Genomic DNA, 21,583 nt, shown 5'->3' with positions numbered 1-21,583 from the left:
TAAGTGGGGTACGATTATTATGCATCTTTTGGATAAGTACGCGTATGGCCTCTGGGGATCCGTTCTATTTAATATCCTATTTTTTGGTATGTTTGTATTTGCGGCATATAAGCCCCAAACGAAAAGGGAATGGAGAACATTAGGAGCCTTCGCGGCATTTATAGTTGCACTTTTCAGTGAAATGTTTGGATTCCCGTTAACAATCTATATTTTAACTTCAACTTTGGGGAGTAAATACCCGGTACTGGATCCGTTTACTCATCTTAATGGGCATTTATGGGTAGCCTTGGCTGGCGGTTCAACAACACTATACTCCATTCTCCACCCTCTCAGTAACATACTTATATTTGCGGGGATATTTATTATTGGGGTGGGTTGGAAAGGGATTCATGCCGGAAAGGGAGAAATGGTCGAAAGTGGGATTTACAGAATAGTACGGCACCCCCAGTACAGCGGTTTTGTACTTAGTATCATAGGCTTCTTGGTACAGTGGCCAACTATAATTACGATTTTAATGGCACCGATCCTTTTATTCATGTATACAAAACTTTCCAAAAAAGAAGAAAAACAAATGATAGAAGAATTTGGGGGGAAATATCTGGAGTATAAAAAATCAGTTCCGGCATTCGTTCCGAGAAGATTATTAACTAGAAATGAAATTTCAGAAATCGCAGGGACATTTAGAAATAGATAACCCAATATTTTGTAGAATATTGTATAAGGAGTAATTTATCGTGAAACTCTTCCTAAAATTGATGATCATGTTTTCCAGTGTCATATTAATTGTCATCGCCTCATTGGGAGGATACTCTGCAATGATGATGAAAAATGAGGTGACCCATCTTGCTGAGAAGAAACTCGCAACGAATGAAGCTATGGCCAAAGCATTACTCAATGAAAAATATCCAGGTGAGTGGGAAATTAAAAATGCCAAGTTGTACAAGGGCGAAACACTAATGGAAAATAATAGTCAAGCGGTAGAATCCATTAATAAACTGACTGGAGATAGTATCGTCATTTTTAAAGGTAAAATCAGCATCGCAACTGCAGATGATTCCATGGCAAATAATGAATCGATGAGTTCCCTTGAAACCGAGGTTCAAAAAATGGTTTTAGAGAAAGGGGAAGCCTATCTTGGTTCTTCCCATAATGGAGAAGAACTTTCTTTGTATGAACCGATAAGAAATAAGCAGGGCAATGTTATTGGAGCTTTCCATGTAAGTATGCCGAAAGAAATGTATGAGCATGCCTCCCAAAATTTTCGAAAAAGTATGATTTGGTTTGCCATAATCGGTCTCTTAGTTTCCTTAATAGTTGCTGCTTATTTATCGGTCAGATTTGTACGGCCTATTCTCTGGATGACACATCTTATGGAGAAGGTTTCAGTTGGTGACTTAAGAGTAGATCTTTTGGTTTCTAAGTCTAGAGATGAGCTAGGTAAGCTCGCTAGTGGCGTCAATCAAATGATACGGGGGCTTCAAGAAATGGTACATTCCGTCAAAGAAGTTTCTATAGGTGTTCACCATTCTTCTTTATCTGTTGACCAGAAGACGAAGCAAATTGCAGAGATAGCTCTAGATGTGAACTCAAATGTTATCCAAGTTGAATCAGGGGCGCTTAAGCAAGCTCAGGGAATGACTTCCAGTGCTAATGCTATGGAAGATATTTCAGAAAACATTCAGCATATCGCCAAAACCACATCCATTGTCGCACTAACATCAAGTGAAATGTTGGAACATGCTGATCGAGGAAATCAGTCAATCCAAACGGCGGTTGAGGAGATCCATCAGCTTAATGAAACGACCCGTTTAATGGCAGAAAGTATTAATGAGTTGTATCAGATGTCTGACAATGTAAGCAGTATAGCAGGAATGATAACAGAGATTTCCTCGCAAACTCATCTACTGGCATTGAATGCGGCCATTGAGGCAGCTCGAGCGGGGGAGAATGGTCGAGGGTTTACGGTGGTCGCCGATGAAGTAAAAAAGTTGGCTGAACAATCTGAAAGTTCTTCACATGAAATTCGATCTTTAATTGATGCTGTTCAAACGAAAACAAGTGACGCTGCAGAAAGGGTAAAGCTGGGACTCGAGCAGCTTGATCGTGGAATAAAAGTCCTTCAAGAAGCAGGACAAGCATTCAACAAAATTGTCAACTCTGCTGAAGTTGTAGCTAAGCAAAATCAGGAAATATCTATGGCAACTCAGGAAATATCTGCAGGAACTGAAGAAATTGCCGCCTCATTTCAGACGGTATCTTCAATCGCCAACGACACTGTAAAAAATGTACAATACATCATGGAAGCGAGCCATTCACAAGTGAAAAGAACAGAGGATATATCCAAAACTTCAGCCCAAATGTTGGAAACGATCGAAAAAATGAGAAAGGAGGTTAATCAATTTCAGGTATAATTTGGAGAAAGGACGAGCCAGTGAGTTATTTTTCACTGGCTCGTTATGCTATTTCAACACACTTCCCCCAAAAAGAAAGCGTTTTTCCCATTGAGTGCCCTCAATATTATCGATACGAACGCCGCCCGATTCTTTGGAATAAGTTTGTAGGATTTTCCCGTTTCCAAGATAAATCCCGTTATGGGTGATACGGGCAGTGCTTTTATTAATTCCTCGGTAGTCAGAAGCTTTGCTGCCTTTGTATGACATGAAGAACATAATGTCTCCACGCTTGAGGTTTTTCCAGTTTGTTGTATAGGTACCGTTTTTCTTGATATAAGCTCCTTGAGTCCTCGAGTTAGAAGGCAACTTGATTCCTGCTCCTTCCAAATAGGCTTGTCTTACAAAGTCGGAACAGTCGAACGTTTTAGTGTTGCTTCTGCTGGACCCGAACTCGTAAGGAGTTCCTAAATATTTCATCCCTTTTGCGATAACATTTTCCCGCACACTGCTTACAGTTGCTTTAGCTTGTGTAGGAATGTCGCTTGATGCATGAGTCGTCGGAGCTCCAAACGGACTCATTACGAGAGAAGCAGATACCATTAAAATTGCTAAAGATTTCTTCATGCTGAATTTCCTCCTGATGTTTTTTTGTGAAACTGACGTCATCCTAACACAGGATTTCAGGGTTTGTTTAGGCGTAATATTTGGAAGCGGAAAAGGTAATAATTAAACGGGATCTCCACGAAAACCACATACTTTCCACAAGCTTTTTGTTTAAAATGGATATCACCTAATAACTCTATTTAGAAAATAATGAGAATTTACAGGAGGCGCTTATGAAGAAACCAGTCCAACTCGGAGTAGCTTTATTAGTTACGGTGTTCATTTTATCGGCCTGCACCAATTCGGGAAACGACAATGCTGCTAAAGCTGAGAATACGGTTCAACCATCAAGTAATACAACTGTTTCCGAAGTAAAAGTCGTGACTCCATGGATTTCCTCAAAAAATACGACGCGGATAAACACGGATAATCCCGTGGAAGCGGCGGTGTCGGTATCGCGAACGTTATGGATGGCAACCAGTGATGATAACCGTCCAGGGAGTATTATTCTTACATCTGCTGATGATTGGCAGAATGCAGTTGTTAGTGCCGACTTGATCCATCATCCAAGCAATGGCCCGATTTTGTTTGTCAATCAGGATGGTATTCCTGAAGCTACTGCAAATGAGATGAAAAGATTAAAGCCGAAAGGCGTGGAGAGTAACGAGGGAATTCAAGCGATCTTGGTTGGTGATCTTGATCAAAAAGTTGAGGATCAGGCAAAGGAACTCGGGTTCAAAACGGACAAACTTGCAGCCGATAATCCTGCAGCTTTGGCTAAAGCCATTGATGCTTATTACGCTAAAGTAGCGGGTGAAAATCCTTCTTCCGTCATCATTGGATCGATGGAAAGTCTTGAGTATACAATGCCGGCCATCAACTGGATCGCTCATATGCCTGAGCCCCTGTTGTATGTCATGAAAGATGAGATACCGCAGGAAACCAAAGAAGCGTTACAAACCCGGGGAGGAAAGGCCAATATTTATATTTTAGGGCCTGAATCTGTCATTTCACAGAATGTAGCCAATCAAATAAAGCAATATGGCAAAGTGGTACGTATTGCTGGCGATGATCCATATGCTAACGCTGTTGCCTTTGCTCAATATAAGGACAAAGCAACCGGATTTGGTTGGGGAATTACAACACCTGGGCATAACTTTTCGTTTGTAAATCCAGAAAATCCGGGACTGGCTATTGCGGGTGCGCCTTTTTCTCACTTAGGCAAGCATGCACCGCTTCTATGGACAACAAAGGACAGTATGCCGGATTCGGTGATGTCTTACGTGATGTCTGTCCAACCCAAATATGAGAAATCTCCAACAGAGGGACCGTATAACCATGCCTGGCTAACCGGCTCTCAGGCATCCATTTCTGCTGAAGCTCAGGGGCAAATCGACACCATGCTGGAGATTGTATCGGCATCAGGGATGGATCATGGAAGTATGGGTGGAATGAACGGCAATACGGAGGATATGCCCGGGATGAACGACTAACCCGAAGAAAAGGCAAAAAGGCTGTATAGGATTGTTTAATATGATCCATGCAGCCTTTTTATTAAAAAAATGATGTTAGTATTAGGGAGCGAATCCGGCAATGTTACAGGCAGAAGATGTTGCAGAATGGTTGGCAGGCTGGGGGATAGGATCGTACGTCCTTAGCATCGTCCTCAATGTGGTCATCAGCATCTTAGGGGTAATTCCTTCCGTTTTTCTCACGATGGCCAATGTGTTAGTGTTTGGGGGAATCCCAGGTTTTTTCGTATCCTGGCTCGGTGAAATGGCCGGTGCGATTGTTTCCTATATGTTATACCGAAAAGGGGCACTCAAACTAGAGGAGAAGTATCTTTCAAAGAACAGAAGATTGTGGTTCCATCGTATACAACGGATGAGTACTCTTAGGCAGTTTCTCACGGTTTTGATCGCCAGAATCATTCCATATATGCCGTCCGCCCTGGTTACAGTCATGAGTGTAATAGCACAAGTACGTATCCCGATCTATCTCCTCGCTACAGGCATCGGAAAAGCCCCGTCCATTCTTTTAGAGTCTATGGCTGGCTATGGGTTTAAGATGATTGAAGACCAACGCGTCAAGACGGGTATTTCAATATTGCTACTATTTTCATTCTTTTTCATTCTCTTTATACCCGGAAAGTTCAGATCTAGGAAGTCGGATATTTAAACATTCGCCAAAGAAAGGATCGAAGGGGCTGAATTATTGACATGCCTAGTTTGGATACAGTACCGTCCACGCCTTACCACGACCATAATATCGGGTCGTGTTTTTTTATAAGTCCATAGAAATTGCACGCTTTCCACACGGTTTCTACACAATCACTCTTTACAATGAACATATCAAGTTATTGAAATGATAAAGGAGGAATACAAATGGATTGGTCTTGGCTGCTATTGTTGGCTTGTCCGTTAATGATGGTGTTTATGATGTTTGGAATGAAGGGGCATGGTCATGGACACGGCTCTCATTCGGAGCATTCAAATGACCGTGCGATGCAAGTACAGCTTGACGAACTAAAAGCGCAAAATGAGCAAATGAAGCAAGAAATTCAAAAATTATCCCGGTAAACCAATCCGAAATTCAAATTAACAAAGGAGGAACTAACATGAGTTGCTGTGGTAATCACAACCATGACGGAAATAATCATGCTGGCGGGGAGCATTCCGGCCATTCCAAAAAACATAATTGGATGATGATCTTGTGCTGTGTTTTGCCGATCGTTCTATTCGCTGCAATGCTACTTTTTAACGGAATAACAGGCTCAACGGGAAACATTATTCCATTCCTGCTTCTGCTGATTTGCCCATTGTCACACCTGGTTTTGATGCCGATGATGAGTAAGAAACGACACTAACAAACCCAATGACGAGAACATGGAGTGGATGAGTTCATGAAAAATATCTATCGATGGGGGGGAGTTTTGCTTTTCCTTTTGCTCGTTGCCGGTACTTGGCTTTTCGTAAAACAGCCAGAAGGGAAAGCAGCTCCTGCTTCAGTTTTTTATGTACCAAACGCTGGAGACGGAACCATCTCCGTTGTTGATTATGAACAAGGAAAAGCAGTGGACACGATTAAACTGGGAACAGACCAAGCTTCCCATGGTATTGCACTAAGCTTAGACCAAAAAGTACTTTACGCCGGCACCGGCTTTGACGGCAAAACGCTGATAGCGATCGATACGAAAACCAAAAAGAAAATAAAGGAACTTGCTTTTGACGAAGGCGTTCATGGCATCGATATAAGCCCGGACGGTCAAAACTTATACGTATCCCTTAATCCGGGGCTTGGTAAAACGGGCGGGAAATTAGCCATTGTGGATACGGCGAATCTCAATCTAAAATCCATGGTTGAGACGGGAGAAGGCCCGGCGCATGTGGCAGTTACTGCGGATGGTTCCCAAGTTTGGACAGCTAATGTGAATGATGATACGATTTCCATCGTAGACGCAACAACGGCAAAAGTCGTCAAAACCATCGCTGTCGGGAAAGTACCTAACGAGGTGGCGGTTATGCCGGATTCGCGATATGCTTTTGCTGCCAATGTAGAGTCGAATACGGTGTCTGTCATCGATATGAAAACCATGCAAGTGATCAAGGATATTGAAGCGGGAGAGGCTCCTCATGGGGTAACTGTCTCCCCAGACGGAAAAGAATTGTGGGTCAGCAATAACAAATCGAACGATGTCACAGTGATCAATACGGACAACTTTCGTGTTTTAGCGACGATTTCAACGGGTTCCTATGCAAATCACGTAGGCTTTTCACCTGATGGGGTATGGGCTTTTGTCTCAAATCGGCAATCGAACGATATCGTAAAGATCAACCGAGAAGACAGAAAGGTCGTAGCCATAATTCCGGTAGGTTCCGAACCGCATGAAATATCGCTGGAAGATATCATTGTTCCTGTCCAAGCTTCGAACGTAACCGCCCCTGACATTAGTCCGGATCCATCCGTTCAGGAGGGAACGCTTGGCTCGGCTCAAATCACGGTGCAAAGGTTAAAGGCAACTGACCTTGGGAATGATCCGAATTTTACGGATATCAAAGCGGAGGATTTTCAACAAAATGATATCTATGGAATTTCATTAGCTGCTCATTCTGGCGATATTTCTGATTTGTTAAATGAGCAGAGGATTAGCCTGCAAGGCTTAAATGGTAAATATGTGTCTCCTTCTCGGTTGGTTTCCGTAAGCAACGACTCACACCATCCTTTTTATTTGGCCTGGTTTCCAAAAACAGAGCAAGCCTCTCAGGTCGAAATGAAAATTGACGGACCCAATGGAGAAACGGTTTCTTTATCCTGGAGTGAGTAACTGAATCGAGAAATATAGTGAGCACGCTCACTATATTTTTTGGGGATAAATATAAAAATGAGAATAAATAAATTTAGGGGGATAAATAACATGAAAAGAAACTGGATGATAACGCTCTCTGTAGCGGTTTTAGCCATTGGTATTACTGCCTGTGGTACTGCACAACAGAATAACAATGCTGCACAACAGAATAACAATGCTGCACAACCAAATCAAACCACGAATAACTCTGAAAACAAAGCTGAAGCCCCAATTTCACAAAATGTTGCGCCGGCGTTTTTTTACACTGCCGATGAAGGGGGAAGTGTTACTAAGATAGATGCAACTTCAAATCAAGTCCTGCAGACCATTAAGGTTGAAGGGGCCGTTCATAATGTCCAGGTCTCTCCCGACGGGAAATTGGTAGGAGCTACGGTTGTTCCATCAATGTCGGACATGGAAGGAATGTCGGAGGCGGAAGATCAAGAGGGCGGACATGGCGAAGATGGCGATCATGAAATGAGCGGTTATGCCTATTTTTATGACACGGTTTCAGACGAACTCGTCAAGAAAGTCGAAGTAGGTATCCACCCGGCTCATCTCGTTTTTACGATGGATGGGAAAAATGTTCTGGTTACCAATAATGAAGGAAATAATGTAACGGTACTGGATGCCAAGACGTTTCAAACGGTGGGAACGATTCCAGCAGGAAAAGGCCCTCATGGTTTTAGAGTGTCGGCGGACAGTAAATTTGCCTATGTGGCAAATATGAGCGAAGACACCGTTAGTGTGTTGAACTTGCAGACCATGGTTGAGGAGAAAAAGATCAAGGTCGGTAGCACGCCTGTAACGACTGGCGTAACGAGTGACGGTAAAACCCTGGTCGTTCCTTTAAACGCAGAGAATGCAGCCGTAATTGTGGACTTAGCTACCGAGAAAATGATCAAAGTACCTGTCGGTAACGGTCCTGCGCAGGTGTATATTCCATCCGACAACAAGTATGCGATTATTGCGAATCAAGGTACCGAACAAAATCCATCAAATAGTATCTCGAAAATTGACCTGGCTACAAATCAGGTCATTGCCACGATCGAGACGGGCAAAGGGGCGCATGGCGTGGTAGTGAGCCCGGATAACAGTAAAATATATGTGACAAACATGTTCGATAACACTGTAACCGTGATCGACAATGAAACCAATAAAGTGATTACAACGATTAAAGTAGGCACAACGCCAAATGGAATTAGTGTTACTCCATAATAATAAGGGGATAGTGACGTGAGAGTAATTTTATTTGAAATCGGGGGATTCTCCCTTAGATCCTATGGCGTCGTAGTGGGTTTGGCTGTATTGCTTGCCGTGGGCATGGCGTATTATTTAGCTAGAGGGACGCAATATCAAAAACATATCTTTAATCTGGTGTTCTATGTACTTCTTGGTGCCATTCTAGGAGCCAGAATATGGCATGTGTTCTTTTTTCAATGGGGATACTACTCGAACCATTTATCTGAGATTTTTGCCATCTGGAATGGCGGAATCGCCATACAGGGAGCATTGGTTGGCGGATTCCTGACAACGGCTGTTTATACCTGGAAAAATAAAATTTCGTTTTGGGAACTCGCCGATATTGTGGCTCCTGCCATCATATTAGGTCAGGCCGTAGGCCGGATTGCCTGCTTCCTAAATGGTGATGCGTTTGGAGCTCCGACTGGGACAGGCTTTGGGGTTGTTTACCCTGAAGGTACCATCGCTTTTGAACGGTATGGTTCCGTTCCGCTATGGCCGGCCGAAGTTTGGGAGGGTCAGCTCGATTTGATCGTATTTGGAGTTCTCATAGCCATGAAGAATATCAAGCTTCCCGTAGGGGTGCTGTTTTTAAGTTATAATATGATGTATGCACTGGTCCGGTTTTCTTTGGAATTCCTTCGTGGGGATTCACCACGGTACGCCTTGGATTGGACTGCCGGACAATGGACCAGTATGAGTATCTTCCTGATCTCTATGGCCTTGATGGTGTATTTCTTCTTTAAGCGCAACCAAGAGACAAAGGTAATCACTATGTAAAAATGAGTCAATCGGTAAAGGCGGGTGGCGGCGTGCCAAAACTACAGGTTCTTGTTGTAGATGATGAATGGAATATGCGCAATCTCTTGCGGATTTATTTAACGCGAGAAGGGTTCGAGGTCAAGGAAGCTACAAACGGCAATGAAGCCTTGGAAATGGCGGCTAACCATCATTTCGACATTATTCTGCTGGACCTTATGCTGCCGGATATGGACGGGTGGCAAGTATGCAAAAAGATCCGGGAGAAGGATCATGTAGCTATTTTGATGCTCACCGCGCGTTCGGAGACGAAAGATAAAGTGTACGGGCTTGGCATCGGCGCGGACGATTATTTGACCAAGCCATTTGAACCTGAGGAATTGCTTGCCCGGGTCTATTCCTTAATCCGCCGTTCGGCGATTACACAATCCATCAGGCGGCAAGAGGCTGCGTTAGAGTTTCCCCATCTGAGAATATTACCGGAAGGTAGAGAAGTTATTATCCATGACCATTCCGTTGAATTCACACAGAAAGAGTTTGATTTATTCATCTCGCTCGCGAAAAGCGAACAACGTGCGTTCAGCCGCGAAGAGTTGGTGAATCTAATCTGGGGAGACGAATACGAGGGAGAAGTTCGCGTCGTAGATACTCATATCAAAAATATTCGGGAAAAGACTCAAAAGGCAGGGCTTGGCTATAATCCGATTCAAACGGTGTGGGGAGTAGGGTATAAGTTCAACGGAGCGGGTACTTCCAATGAGAAGGAATAAAATTGGCTTCAGGCTTGGTTTGATGATTCTCGTCGCTTTTGTTGTCGTGATTCTCTCTTTAGGATTGACGATTGATCGAATGTTCACGAATTTCTATAACTCGGAAATGAGAACAGAGGTAAATGAACTCACGACTCACTTCACAGCGATGAGCCAATCGCCTGAGATGTTGTCCGAAGAGACGCTGCTCAAGTTTGCCGATTTTTCAAACGTCAGTATTTTATTTGTTTCTGAACAAGGAGACATATTGGCAAATTCCGGAACCTATGAAATATCGGACCGAACATTCATTAAACCCAAGGACCTGAAGCTTCTTTTTACCGGGAAAGCCGTAAAGCTTGAACATACCGATGCTAATGGAGAACGTTACTTCGTGGCGGCCAGACCCGTATTGGATGCCACGGGGGTAAATATTAAAGCCGCGGTTTATGTCCTTTCTTCAACCGGGCATATGGATGAATCCATCACGGCCGTTCGTAGCGTATTGGTACTGTCAGGCCTAGGGGCATTTCTACTGGCACTGGGAATCACCTGGATCATCGCCAAAATCCTATCCCGACCCATGCTGCAAATGCAAGCGGCAACCCGGAAAATTGCCGCGGGTGAGCTGGAAACTCGATTAACGATTCAGCGAGATGATGAAATTGGTGTTTTGGCGGATTCCATCAATCATCTGGCCATCGAGCTACAGCGATATAGGGATACCCGGCAGGAATTTTTTGCGAATATATCTCATGAGCTGCGAACTCCGATCACGTACTTGGAAGGATATGCACAAGTCCTCAAGAAGCGTCTATATGAAACAGAGGAGGAGAAGGATAAATATTTAGATATTATTCATGAAGAGGCCATGCGTTTACAGCACCTCGTTGATGATCTATTCGATTTGGCTAAGATGGAAGAAGGAAAAGTCAGCCTGTCGCTGGAGTGGATTGACTTAGCGGAAATTACGGATAACGCGGTTCAAAAAATTAAGCTTAAAGCCGGCGAGAAGAACTTATCTCTCCAAACGAAGATCAACAGCAACATTCCATTGATTTACGGTGACGGTTTGAGAACGGAGCAGGTTCTTCTTAACTTGTTGGAAAATGCTGTACGCTATACGGAGAAGGGCAGCATCGTCGTTGAACTGGACCAAAACCGCTCCTTTATTTATATAGCAGTGGAAGATACCGGTATGGGTATCCCTGAGGATGAGATTCCGTACATCTTTGACCGTTTTTATCGTGTGGAGAAGTCCCGCTCACGGCAATATGGTGGTACAGGGCTCGGTTTGCCAATCGCTAAAAAGTTGGTGGAGCTGCAAGGCGGGGAACTCAAGGTCTTTAGTAAGTTAGGCCACGGAACTAGGTTTGAGATCCGCTTTGTGCCTGAACACCAGGAGGAACGAATATGAAGAAGGCGGATTGGGTTATAGTCATTGTTCTCATAACTATGGGGCTGGCATGTTTAATCGTATCGGCTTTCTCATTCCGTGGCATGTCATTTACTCAGATGGGACTTTCCATCGGGCAGGCTTGCTTATCGATGATTGTGATAGCTACGATCTTTGGTATCGTATATTGGTTCACGCAAAGAAACAAACCTTAACTCCTATCGGTTCCCTAAGTTCAAATCCGAGGTGAAAATATTGAATAAGGTCCAAACCGAAAAAATAAAAAGGCGATACAATCGCGTAGCCCCTCTGTTCCACAAAATGGACAGTAAAATGATGAAAACTTGGAGAAGCAGCTTATTATCAGGATTAAGCGGCAATATTCTGGAGGTTGGCATTGGTACGGGAGCTAATCTTCCCTACTATCCTTCTTCCGTTTCATTAACGGGAATAGATTTTAGTCCCAGTATGCTGAATTACGCCAAGCTAAGCGCTGAAGAACTCGGCATGAAGGTAGATTTGATTGAAATGGATGCAGAGCACATGGATTTTGCGGACCATACCTTTGATTATGTAATAGCTACCTGCGTGTTTTGCTCTGTTCCAGACCCTATACAAGGGATGAAAGAAATGGCTCGTGTATGTAAGCCGGAAGGACAAATTCGTTTATTGGAGCATATGCGTAGCGATAACCCGGTTGTGGGAAAAATCATGGATCTGCTTAATCCAATCACTGTGAGGTTGTCTGGGGCGAACATCAATCGAAGAACGATGGAAAATGTGGAAAAAGCGGGACTCGCTATTGAACAAAACGAGCAGTTGTTTTCTACAATCGTCAGAAGTCTAACCTTAAATACAATGGTTTGATCTTTATAACTTCTTCACAATGTATAAATTAGTTCTTCATATTTATCGTTTATATTATATTCAAAAGGAGGAGATACTAATGAAAAAACTATGGATTGGAATCGCAACGATGGCTTTGGTTATGGGAATTGGAACGGCAGGTGTCTATGCGGCTACAGCCGAAAACGGTACCGAAGACAGTGGTAAAGTAAATAACCAAAGCACCTTTGAACAAATGTTGCCGCATGCCAAACAAATGCACCCGGATCTTTCCGAGGAACAAATTCGGGAGATGTATAATAGCTGCCATGGTGGCAGTGGCTCAGGTGCGAAAGGTATGATGAACAATACTCAGATGGGCAGCAATATGATGAACTTCTAATCACGAATTTAGACAGGCCTCGCGAGTTACGTGAGGTCTTGTCTTATTTAATGAAAGGATTTGTATGGAACGGACAAAAATTTTAATTATCGATGATGAGCCAAGCCTTCTACACGTCATTAAAGCCTACCTGGAGAAACAGGATTATCTGGTTTACGAAACAGATTCGGGGTATGGGGCGCTTCGGCTTTTTGAAAATCTCCAGCCTGACTTAGTCATCTTGGACTTAATGCTTCCGGACCTTTCGGGTGAGGATGTCTGCAAAACGATTCGAAAGAAATCGGATATACCTATCCTCATGTTGACCGCAAAAAGCAGTGAAGATGACCTTGTTCACGGTCTATTGATAGGAGCTGATGACTATCTTGTCAAGCCGTTCAGCCCTCGGGAACTGATGGCCAGAGTGATCAGCTTGCTAAGAAGATCGAAGTCCGCCGGATATACGACTCAGGAAAAAAAGATTTCTTTCGGTGGGAACCGCCTCTCCATCGATTCAGAACGGCATGAAGTAATAGTTAAAGGCGAAACCGTCCAGCTTACCCCCATTGAATTCAAATTGCTTGAAACTTTAGCCAAACATCCTAAAAGAGCATTTACCCGTTTCGAACTGGTTAATCTGATCCAAGGTGATGATTTTGAAGGCATGGAACGCACGATCGATGTCCATATCAAGAACATCCGCCAAAAAATCGGTGATGATCCGAAAAATCCATCGTTTATTATTACGGTCTATGGGGTGGGTTATAAATTTCAGGGGGTACCCGATGAATAGCGGAGGACTGCGTAAAAGACTGTTAATTTCGCATCTAGGCGTAAGCCTCGGTTCACTGCTGCTCATCATGGTCATCGTTTATCTCGTCATGTCTTTCTCATTTGGAAGGTATACGCAAACCCAGCAGCAGGCAGAGGCAGATACGATTGTTGAAGATTTGGAAGGATCCTATGATGAAAGTTCAAGGGGATGGTCTGAGGATTCTTTAATGTCTATCTCCCATCAAGCTATGCTCCGGAACTATAACGTGAGCATTTATAACGCCGGAGGCAATTTGATCTGGGATACGAAATCCATGGGGAGAATGATGCATGCCTCTACACTGACTGAAAAAGGTACTATAAATACGAAAGTAATAACGCGAGAGATTACAAAGAATCATGTGAAGATTGGCAGGATCGAAATTGAGGGACTTGCAAGCAATTTTGAAATACAAAACCGACAGTTTTTGAACCTGTTTAACACGTTACTTTGGGTGGCGTTTATTTTAGCCATTGCCGGTGTAACGATATTTAGCGTAATTATGTCAAATAGCCTAAGCAGGCCTTTATTACGCATTAAACAAATAGCTACTCAAATGAAGGAAGGGAACTTGTCTTCCCGTGTTGTACTGGCGCATCGTCAAACGGAAATCGAGGAGGTGGGACTCGCTTTAAACCATCTAGCGGATGCACTGGAGCAACAAGATCAGTTGCGCAAAAATTTAACGGCCGATATCGCCCATGAATTACGCACACCGCTGGCCACGATCCAAAGCCATATTGAAGCTTTTCAAGATGGTGTATGGGAAGCAACGCCCGATAAATTGGAGGTTTGTCATGGGCAAGTTATCCGGTTAGTAAAGCTTATTCATGATTTGGAGAACTTGTCAGCGGTCGAAAATCCGATGCTCAAGCTAAAACAAGAACCGGTTAGACTGCTTGAGGTAATCAGAGAATCCGAAAAAACGGTAAAAGCTCAGTTCAGCGAGAAACCGATCGATCTCATCATTCAGGAAGAAACTCCTGTTGTTATCACCGGCGATGCTGGACGACTGATTCAAGTTTTTGTGAACCTGTTGAATAACGCTTATAAATTTACTGGCGAAGGTTCAATTTATGTTAGAATTTTTGAAGCTGCAGATCAAGTGAACGTAACCGTTTCGGATACGGGTTCGGGCATAGCGTCCGATGAGCTGCCACATATTTTCGAGCGTTTCTATCGTGGAGATAAATCGCGGAATCGCAAAACAGGCGGTGCCGGAATCGGTTTGGCTATCGTAAAGGCCATCGTAGAAGCGCACGGCGGCAGTATTCATGTCGAGAGTAAAATCAATCAAGGCACCAGGTTTACATTACACTTTCCAAAAAAGTTAAAATAAAAGATGAATTGTCTCTTAAAAGAGAAACTCATCTTTAAATTCCACTTTTTTCATAAGAATTGTTGCTAATGAGAAGACAAGAGATTAGCTTTTGTCAAGACTTCGAATAAACGTCGTGACATTGCCTAAACAACAAGAACCTTGAGGATTATTAACCTCACATCCACAACGATTTGCCTGAACTTGTTCCCGTATACGGTCAATTGGTTGCTGGTTTTCTTTAACCGCTTGTACTATACGTTCTCTTGTCCACCCAAAACAGTAGCAAACAGGAACAGCCATTGAATCGTCTTTTTGATATACCGAAACTTTTAGCATATCTCTTTCAAAGGTCTGCAATTCGCAAAAATATATAACTTCACAAGATGAATTAATACAAAAAAAGTAATCACATTCTGGATGGATGATTTCTAATGCAATTGGTTGAAGCATAGCCTTGAGTGTAATCAATTGAATACCCTTCCCCTTTTGATGACATACGGGGCATTGAGTAGGTATTGTCGACTGGTCAGTGGATGATTGACAACAACTATCCATTTTTTTTATCACTCCTTATGTAAATTTGATGGGGTGTTCAGGTAGGACCCTTTTAATTCATTTTAATTTGTCGAATCATGAACGCTGGCACCTTTTGTTTTTAAGGTTGTCACCCATCCCACGGTTAATGGTTGAATTTCAACCTCATCACCAGGGGAGAAACAGGCGAAGTTTTGCATATTATGGATGTTAACAACCGTTACTGTTTTTTTATTCTCCAATTCGATTTGATTATGGCATCTGCTAATTCCAGTTTCGTCTGCTTCGCAATCCGTATCTGTTTTAACGGTGCCCTTCAATAAAGTATCCACATTACCCTCGAGTAATTGAGTAATGTACCGTTTTTCTTTACCGTTATTTTGCCAATCATAAGTTTTTTCATCAAAGGAAAAGGAATTTGAATTATTAGAAGATCTATTCGTAAAAATGCTGCCAACTCCTAAAACAACAATAATGATGAATAACGATCCTACTGCCCAAACCGTCTTTTTTCTCAATATCAAGCACTCCCCGTTTATAGATCAGCTTATTTTACATAAGCATCGATCTCGTTTTCGGCATTATTTTTTTCTGATCCATCGACCTCTATAAACATTCGTAATGGCAAACAAATGATGGCTTCTTTGGGTTTGGAAATCAGTCCGAAAGTGAAGCAAATCTTCTGCGGACAATCGGATTCGATGACTTCAATGCCTTTGTCATGGATCTTCAGGATATCATAACCTCTTTCTGTTTTCACTTCGATAATTTGGGGTTCATCAGTAAGCTTCACCGTCTTGAAGATCTTATTATCCACTCTAATCGTCGCGTAATAATCCTCGTTCATGTTCGTTACGGCATCATTTGTAAGCCATCTGGCTCCCAATATAAATGTGGCCAGTAGTATAATGCAAACAATTAAGATTAAATCACCCTTTTTAAGCTTATGGTTCATCAGCTTATGGTTCATCTGTTGGTCATCCCCAAAATAATATCTCTTTAAATTGTATCTGAAAAATATGTGTTTTCTTTGTAGAAATGATGTGATATCCTGAACAATTTCTAATCATCGAATTTCTGAATAAAAAAACTACACTGGAGCATAATACCTCATGTATTTCAACTAATTGGAATGGAAGGTGAAAAGTTACAAATGTCTCACGAACAGTTTCAACATTGCATCGATGAGTGTCTGCGCTGCATGGTGGCATGTAACCATTGTTACACATCCTGTTTAGAAGAAGACAATATCGGGATGATGAAAGAATGTATACGATTGGATCGGGAGTGTGCTGATATTTGCGCCTTCTCTGCGCAAGCGATGTCCATGAACAGTTCTTATGCGAAACAGATCTGTAAGATCTGTGCGGATGTTTGTGAAGCATGCGGAAACGAATGCAAAAAGCATGGTCCAGAACATTGCCAACAATGTGCCGAAGCATGTTTTAGATGTGCCGAAGCATGCCGTAAAATGGCCGCATAATCATCAAACCCTAAAACCCGTTTCTGTCGGGCTTTAGGGTTTGATCTGTCTGGAATGTTATTCGAATTACATGATAAAAAAATCTGCAGCCAGAAAAAGACAAATCGTCGTAAACATCCAAATGGGGTTAGATAGAAGGAACGATTTTTTGTTAAGATCTCCAGGGGCTATTTCACCTTGTAACAAAATAAAGACTAGGAACAGGATTGCGATTGTAAACAAAGCAATAATATTCAACATGGTATGGGTTGAAGATGGAGGGATCATAACCAAAAGCATTGTTCCCATCATTCCACCCATGACTCCGGATAATAATCCGTCTATCACCGCCATAAGACCTTTTGGCCATCCAATAAATGTACCAGTAAGGCCACCTGCTAACATACTAAGCAAAGTTGTTTTGAAAAAGTCCTCTGCAATTATGACTGTCAGAAGGCTGCCCATTCCCAAACCGACAGACATTCCCACAGCCATCGCCGTCATCATGCCTGCCATACTACTTAACTGAGTTCGAAAAGAAATAATAAATAAATATACCCATGCCGTTAGAAGAAAAAACAATGCAATTATTGGGAAGAAGATCAATGCTTATACCCCCTAGGTCTATATTATACTTCATGAATATGGCTTGTTCCGTTAGAATATGCGCTTCACTTATATAATTGCAATAAATAGGGGGAGGGAGTATATTATTTATAATAATGTGGAGGTGAGCAATATGAATTCGGCGACAAATATTATGAATCAAGCAACGGAGAATGACAATAAAGATTGTTGCTCAAATACAGATCGAAAAAGTCATCATTCAGAGGGTACAAAAAACGATTTAACCAACCGTTTGAATCGGATCGAAGGTCAGATTAGAGGAATAAAAGGAATGATTGATCGGGATACCTATTGTGATGATGTACTAAACCAAATCGCTTCGGTACAATCTGCTCTAAACGGTGTTGCAAAATTGTTATTAGAGCATCATATGAAGAGTTGTGTTATTGAGCGGATCCAGGAGGGAGATACTAATGTAGTGAAGGAACTTATGGTGACAGTGAACAAATTAATGAAGTGATGAGTTGGTTGAAGAATAAATCTAACTGAATAAAATAATGGCAATTGATCACACTGTAATCGTATCTATTTCACGAGGAGTATTGATCGATGTATCGATTACAACCACGAACAATTGTCCAAGATATGACGGAAGTTTTTTTCTCTTCCTTAGCAATGATTATCTCGAGATATTTCTTTCCCGATTCTTTTCTGTCATTTTGGATTATAATTATGTTTTTTTAATTATTTCTTTAGCTACATTAGGGATAGGCGTTGGTGGTTACCTGGCTTATAAATGGAATGAACGATTTCTTGAAATGAACACTTCGATTTTGGGGATATTTTCAGTTTCAATGATACTCGTGGTTTTGGCCATGTATGCATTACCATATCGGGGCATTGTTTTTTATGCATTATGCGCCATATTGCCTTTTATTTTAGGTGGGCTTATTCTGGCTGGCACCATGCAATCCAGCAAGAATCAGGTCCATATTTTATATTTTGTTGATTTAGTTGCTGCAGGAATAGGATCTGCGGGAGCCATATTCTTGATGAATGCAATTAACCCTATTCAAACTATAGTTCTAATAACATTTGTATTGATTCTTGTTTATTTAGTTGTAAGCTATCGTAAAACAGGAAGATGGTCAAAGCTCGTTTACACTATCGTTTTGATGGGGCTCGGCCTTAATTTGGTGTATCCCTTTTTGGACCTCATCGAATTTAAAGCATATCGAACCAGTCCATTTACCGTTTTTTCAAAGAGACCGGATGCAGAAATTGTTTATACACATTGGGATGCGTTTTCCAGAACGGATGTTTACGACACTAAAGATGAACTGCTTTATATGACGATTGATGGAAGTGCGTTGTCACCAATTTCTAAGTATTCCAAAGAACTCAAAGAAGTGGACTACTTACTAACTACAACCGGTGCACTTGCATTTCAGCATGGTCCTAAGAGAAGTGTATTGATTATCGGGGCAGGAGGAGGTCAGGAAGTATTGACTGCTCAAATATCCGGCTTTCAAGAAATCGATGCAGTCGATATTAATAAGGGGAGTTTTGATGCGGTTCATGCTCTAGCAGGGCTTTCAGGTGATATTTTTCGTCAAAACGGCGTTAAGGAGATTATTTCTGATGGGCGAAGCTACATAAAAGAAACCACCAAAAAATATGACCTCATTTATTTATCTCTGGTTAAAAAGCAATCCGAAAATGGGCTTGGTCTGGCTTTAACTGAAAACTTCATCTATACGCAAGAAGCATTAAAGGATTATATGAATAGACTGAATAGCGATGGCAGACTTGCCTTCTTGCTTCATGATGACACGGAATTGAATAAAATGATGTATGCTGCGCGGAAATATTATCAGGGGCAGGGTATGTATGAAAAATCTTTTAAAAACTATATTGCTGTGGTGGGAACTTACCAGCATTTAGGCCATGTTCTTGTTGGCATGAAAGGGCCTGTCATAAATCGGCCGTTACTTATACTCCAGAAACAGCCTATGGATAGAGAAATGGGTCAGTCGCTATTGGATTCAACTTTACATATTCAACAAATTCCGATTCATATCCCTTATGTAAACGATCAATACGGGACACTACAAGCATTATTTAACACACAACATGTCAACGTGAATTCTAATCGGGACAACAGGCCCTTCTTTTATAATAAAACTAATCACTTCCCTATGGGACTTGTCGTTGCGATTATGATTGCCACATTAGTGGCAGCGTTTTTACTGCGTAGACGGGTATTATCTTCGGGACAAGCCATTTATTTTTCCGGTATTGCTATTGGGTTTATGTTACTTGAAGTTACATTTATCCAAAAACTAAGCTTGCCATTAGGCCATCCAACTCGATCCTTTGTCACTGTTCTAGGAGTTCTTTTGGTAGCCGGCGGAATAGGAAGTTATTGCTCAAAGCGAGGGAAAACCATTTATAGACGGTATTCCCCATTATTAATCATTGGATTTTTAGCTTTATTGGCAAACACGCTGGTTGGTTAATCGATCATTCTTTGGAAATCCCGGAAACTTACCGCATGTTCATAATTGTCGTACTGCTTTTCCCGCTAGGTTTCTTTATGGGGATGCCTTTTCCCCATGGACTTTCTCATTTGAAACGTGAACAAGTTGCAATGAGTTGGGGGGTTAATGGAGTCATGACCGTAGTCGGCTCATTACTTGCCGCAGCGGTATCACTAACCTTTGGGTTTACAGTCACCATATGGATAGGAGCAGCCATATATATCCTTTTGTTCATATTCCAGCCTACAGTAAAGTCGGTATAACAACTTTACACAGTCTTGGCGATTTTTCCCAATATACTCAAATCTGAACCGAACATGCACATTGCATCACAATTCTGACGTAGTTCAGAAAAAAAGATATAAGAAATCGGGAAATGCACTCCTTGTTGGAAAGATGGTCTTAATAGTTGGGCCTTTATTTCCTTTTCCCTTTTTTCAGGGGCAACAAGATATAGGCGGCTTTCATGACTTGTTATAGATATGGAGAGGTCATGTAGTCTAAGAATTCCGGAATAAATTGATGTACTTTTCTCCACTTCAAACGCACTTACTATTTGATTTCTTTCATTTATCCATAAGACATCGATAAGGGAGATCGTTTGTGCCGTTTGTTTTGGCATAGCGGGCAGATCCAATATAGGGATCGAAAATTCACCAAGCTTTATACCATTCCACTCCCTTTTATGATCATTTTGAGCAATCCAAACTTTATAACCCAATGCCGAACCAACTTTAGCTAAATGTGCTTGCATTTCAGAATGTTCATTTTCTTCTAGGATGTTCTGAACTACTTCTTGGTGTCTTTTAGTCCAATTATCGTTTTGGGCATTCTCCAAAGATGCAACAAATTTTACGGCATCCTGCTCAAAAATGTAACGACCAGAGCCAATTTCAAACAAAAGACCACTAATAGCTCCCAAATCCTTAGAAAAATGTATTCGGTATTTCTCATTTATTGAGATAATAGTCTCCCTCATTTGCAAATAAGCACTCCAGGATCCTAACTTTATTTTCATGTCAAAAAGAGTGTTAAACCCATTAACAATGGCAGTATTAAATGGAGGGAAGAGAGCGGGGTGCAAGAAATAAAGGATATTAGCTACAGCAGGACCAAGTCCTTTAATTTGAAGTTGATCAAGTTTCACAATCTCCTGAAGAATTTGTCTTTCATTGGTGGCTGAAATGCAAGCTTTCAAAAAACGCCCGAATGCTAACTGATTATTTTCATTTTCATAAATGTCGGGTATACGAAGTTTTGGTTTCCAATAAAAAGCATGGGCTGCTCCAGTAAATACTTGTTTTTGCTCAGAAATTGCTGTAATAACTGTTTCTAAAAGCGAGCCTTTAAAATCATTTCCGAAAGTTCTATTCTCTATGGCGTTAATCACTTCGAATAACCCATTTCTAATCGTGCGAAATGCTTTTAATCTTTCTTCATTATTCAGAAACCATATTTGGTAAACGGATTCTTTATCTTGCTTATATTCATTAGCTAATTTTGTAATCAATTCTTTCATAACACCCTCCGATGGTAATACAAACTTCTCCCATTATACTTCTCCTCTTCAAAAGTGGGCAATACTAAGGAATGTCGATAAAAGGAACACCAACAAAATCAAAATAATGCATTGACATAGGGTACCCCTGTA

At 41.7% G+C, this 21,583-nt stretch carries 24 protein-coding genes; 18 read left to right on the top strand and 6 right to left on the bottom strand.

Annotated elements, in window-relative coordinates; genetic code table 11:
- Nucleotides 1-19 precede the first annotated feature (19 nt).
- Complete coding sequence (locus U9M73_RS11965) at nt 20-694, top strand: methyltransferase family protein (RefSeq protein ID WP_323077432.1); 675 nt, start codon at nt 20-22, stop codon at nt 692-694.
- A gap of 121 nt (nt 695-815) precedes the next feature.
- Entirely contained in the window at nt 816-2,411 is a 1,596-nt protein-coding gene (locus U9M73_RS11960; RefSeq protein WP_323077430.1) for a methyl-accepting chemotaxis protein, read from the top strand.
- A 48-nt stretch (nt 2,412-2,459) separates the two neighbouring features.
- Here the strand turns inward: U9M73_RS11960 and U9M73_RS11955 are convergent, their stop codons facing one another.
- On the bottom strand, nt 2,460-3,017 hold the full coding sequence (locus U9M73_RS11955; protein WP_323077429.1) for a C40 family peptidase: 558 nt from the start codon (nt 3,015-3,017) through the stop codon (nt 2,460-2,462).
- 212 nt (nt 3,018-3,229) lie between these two features.
- Between U9M73_RS11955 and U9M73_RS11950 the strand changes: the two genes are divergently transcribed.
- From U9M73_RS11950 to U9M73_RS11890, 13 genes are all read left to right on the top strand, one after another.
- A complete protein-coding gene (locus U9M73_RS11950) occupies nt 3,230-4,489 on the top strand; it encodes a cell wall-binding repeat-containing protein (protein WP_127575667.1) in 1,260 nt (419 codons plus the stop codon).
- 100 nt (nt 4,490-4,589) lie between these two features.
- Nucleotides 4,590-5,174: a TVP38/TMEM64 family protein gene (locus tag U9M73_RS11945; protein ID WP_009224855.1), complete on the top strand. Its 585-nt coding sequence runs from the start codon at nt 4,590-4,592 to the stop codon at nt 5,172-5,174.
- A 206-nt stretch (nt 5,175-5,380) separates the two neighbouring features.
- The gene (locus U9M73_RS11940; RefSeq protein ID WP_009224856.1) at nt 5,381-5,575 is read left to right on the top strand and encodes a DUF2933 domain-containing protein; all 195 of its coding nucleotides are present in this window, start codon (nt 5,381-5,383) and stop codon (nt 5,573-5,575) included.
- Nucleotides 5,576-5,898: 323 nt separating this feature from the next.
- Nucleotides 5,899-7,320, top strand: a complete 1,422-nt coding sequence (locus tag U9M73_RS11935) for a YncE family protein (protein ID WP_323077428.1) — start codon at nt 5,899-5,901, stop codon at nt 7,318-7,320.
- 105 nt (nt 7,321-7,425) lie between these two features.
- The gene (locus U9M73_RS11930) at nt 7,426-8,559 is read left to right on the top strand and encodes a YVTN family beta-propeller repeat protein (RefSeq protein ID WP_009224858.1); all 1,134 of its coding nucleotides are present in this window, start codon (nt 7,426-7,428) and stop codon (nt 8,557-8,559) included.
- A gap of 18 nt (nt 8,560-8,577) precedes the next feature.
- Complete coding sequence (gene lgt / locus U9M73_RS11925) at nt 8,578-9,363, top strand: prolipoprotein diacylglyceryl transferase (protein ID WP_009224859.1); 786 nt, start codon at nt 8,578-8,580, stop codon at nt 9,361-9,363.
- 2 nt (nt 9,364-9,365) lie between these two features.
- Nucleotides 9,366-10,112, top strand: coding sequence for a response regulator transcription factor (locus U9M73_RS11920; RefSeq protein ID WP_009224860.1), 747 nt, complete (start codon nt 9,366-9,368; stop codon nt 10,110-10,112).
- Nucleotides 10,099-11,508: a sensor histidine kinase gene (locus tag U9M73_RS11915; RefSeq protein ID WP_009224861.1), complete on the top strand. Its 1,410-nt coding sequence runs from the start codon at nt 10,099-10,101 to the stop codon at nt 11,506-11,508. The genes U9M73_RS11920 and U9M73_RS11915 overlap by 14 nt, the downstream gene beginning before the upstream one ends.
- Nucleotides 11,505-11,702 (top strand): hypothetical protein, encoded by a 198-nt coding sequence (locus U9M73_RS11910; protein ID WP_036644990.1) that lies wholly within the window; start codon nt 11,505-11,507, stop codon nt 11,700-11,702. Before U9M73_RS11915 ends, U9M73_RS11910 begins: the two co-directional genes overlap by 4 nt.
- Before the next feature lie 31 nt (nt 11,703-11,733).
- Nucleotides 11,734-12,354 (top strand): class I SAM-dependent methyltransferase, encoded by a 621-nt coding sequence (locus tag U9M73_RS11905; RefSeq protein WP_323077426.1) that lies wholly within the window; start codon nt 11,734-11,736, stop codon nt 12,352-12,354.
- 79 nt (nt 12,355-12,433) lie between these two features.
- On the top strand, nt 12,434-12,715 hold the full coding sequence (locus tag U9M73_RS11900; protein WP_323077425.1) for an FAD/FMN-containing dehydrogenase: 282 nt from the start codon (nt 12,434-12,436) through the stop codon (nt 12,713-12,715).
- A 64-nt stretch (nt 12,716-12,779) separates the two neighbouring features.
- Nucleotides 12,780-13,487 (top strand): response regulator transcription factor, encoded by a 708-nt coding sequence (locus U9M73_RS11895; protein WP_127575661.1) that lies wholly within the window; start codon nt 12,780-12,782, stop codon nt 13,485-13,487.
- Complete coding sequence (locus U9M73_RS11890; protein WP_127575660.1) at nt 13,480-14,847, top strand: sensor histidine kinase; 1,368 nt, start codon at nt 13,480-13,482, stop codon at nt 14,845-14,847. The genes U9M73_RS11895 and U9M73_RS11890 overlap by 8 nt, the downstream gene beginning before the upstream one ends.
- A gap of 84 nt (nt 14,848-14,931) precedes the next feature.
- Here the strand turns inward: U9M73_RS11890 and U9M73_RS11885 are convergent, their stop codons facing one another.
- The 3 genes from U9M73_RS11885 to U9M73_RS11875 form a co-directional block, all read right to left on the bottom strand.
- Nucleotides 14,932-15,384 (bottom strand): putative iron-sulfur cluster-binding metallochaperone, encoded by a 453-nt coding sequence (locus U9M73_RS11885; protein WP_127575659.1) that lies wholly within the window; start codon nt 15,382-15,384, stop codon nt 14,932-14,934.
- A gap of 62 nt (nt 15,385-15,446) precedes the next feature.
- Entirely contained in the window at nt 15,447-15,881 is a 435-nt protein-coding gene (locus tag U9M73_RS11880; protein ID WP_172200683.1) for a hypothetical protein, read from the bottom strand.
- 29 nt (nt 15,882-15,910) lie between these two features.
- Nucleotides 15,911-16,333, bottom strand: a complete 423-nt coding sequence (locus U9M73_RS11875; RefSeq protein WP_127575657.1) for a NusG domain II-containing protein — start codon at nt 16,331-16,333, stop codon at nt 15,911-15,913.
- A gap of 183 nt (nt 16,334-16,516) precedes the next feature.
- Here U9M73_RS11875 and U9M73_RS11870 point away from each other — a divergent pair, with 183 nt between their 5' ends.
- Nucleotides 16,517-16,846, top strand: a complete 330-nt coding sequence (locus tag U9M73_RS11870) for a four-helix bundle copper-binding protein (RefSeq protein ID WP_127575656.1) — start codon at nt 16,517-16,519, stop codon at nt 16,844-16,846.
- 66 nt (nt 16,847-16,912) lie between these two features.
- Here the strand turns inward: U9M73_RS11870 and U9M73_RS11865 are convergent, their stop codons facing one another.
- Nucleotides 16,913-17,431, bottom strand: coding sequence for a hypothetical protein (locus U9M73_RS11865; RefSeq protein WP_323077424.1), 519 nt, complete (start codon nt 17,429-17,431; stop codon nt 16,913-16,915).
- A 154-nt stretch (nt 17,432-17,585) separates the two neighbouring features.
- Between U9M73_RS11865 and U9M73_RS11860 the strand changes: the two genes are divergently transcribed.
- Together U9M73_RS11860 and U9M73_RS11855 are read left to right on the top strand one after the other, a co-directional pair.
- Nucleotides 17,586-17,912: a metal-sensitive transcriptional regulator gene (locus U9M73_RS11860; RefSeq protein WP_127575697.1), complete on the top strand. Its 327-nt coding sequence runs from the start codon at nt 17,586-17,588 to the stop codon at nt 17,910-17,912.
- Nucleotides 17,913-17,994: 82 nt separating this feature from the next.
- Nucleotides 17,995-19,911, top strand: a complete 1,917-nt coding sequence (locus U9M73_RS11855) for a spermine/spermidine synthase domain-containing protein (protein WP_323077423.1) — start codon at nt 17,995-17,997, stop codon at nt 19,909-19,911.
- Nucleotides 19,912-20,200: 289 nt separating this feature from the next.
- Here U9M73_RS11855 and U9M73_RS11850 read toward each other — a convergent pair whose 3' ends face one another.
- A complete protein-coding gene (locus tag U9M73_RS11850) occupies nt 20,201-21,451 on the bottom strand; it encodes a hypothetical protein (RefSeq protein WP_323077422.1) in 1,251 nt (416 codons plus the stop codon).
- Nucleotides 21,452-21,583 lie beyond the last annotated feature (132 nt).

Source organism: Paenibacillus phoenicis (assembly GCF_034718895.1).
Classification (GTDB): domain Bacteria; phylum Bacillota; class Bacilli; order Paenibacillales; family Paenibacillaceae; genus Fontibacillus; species Fontibacillus phoenicis.
This window is presented reverse-complemented; position numbering and strand designations above follow the sequence as displayed.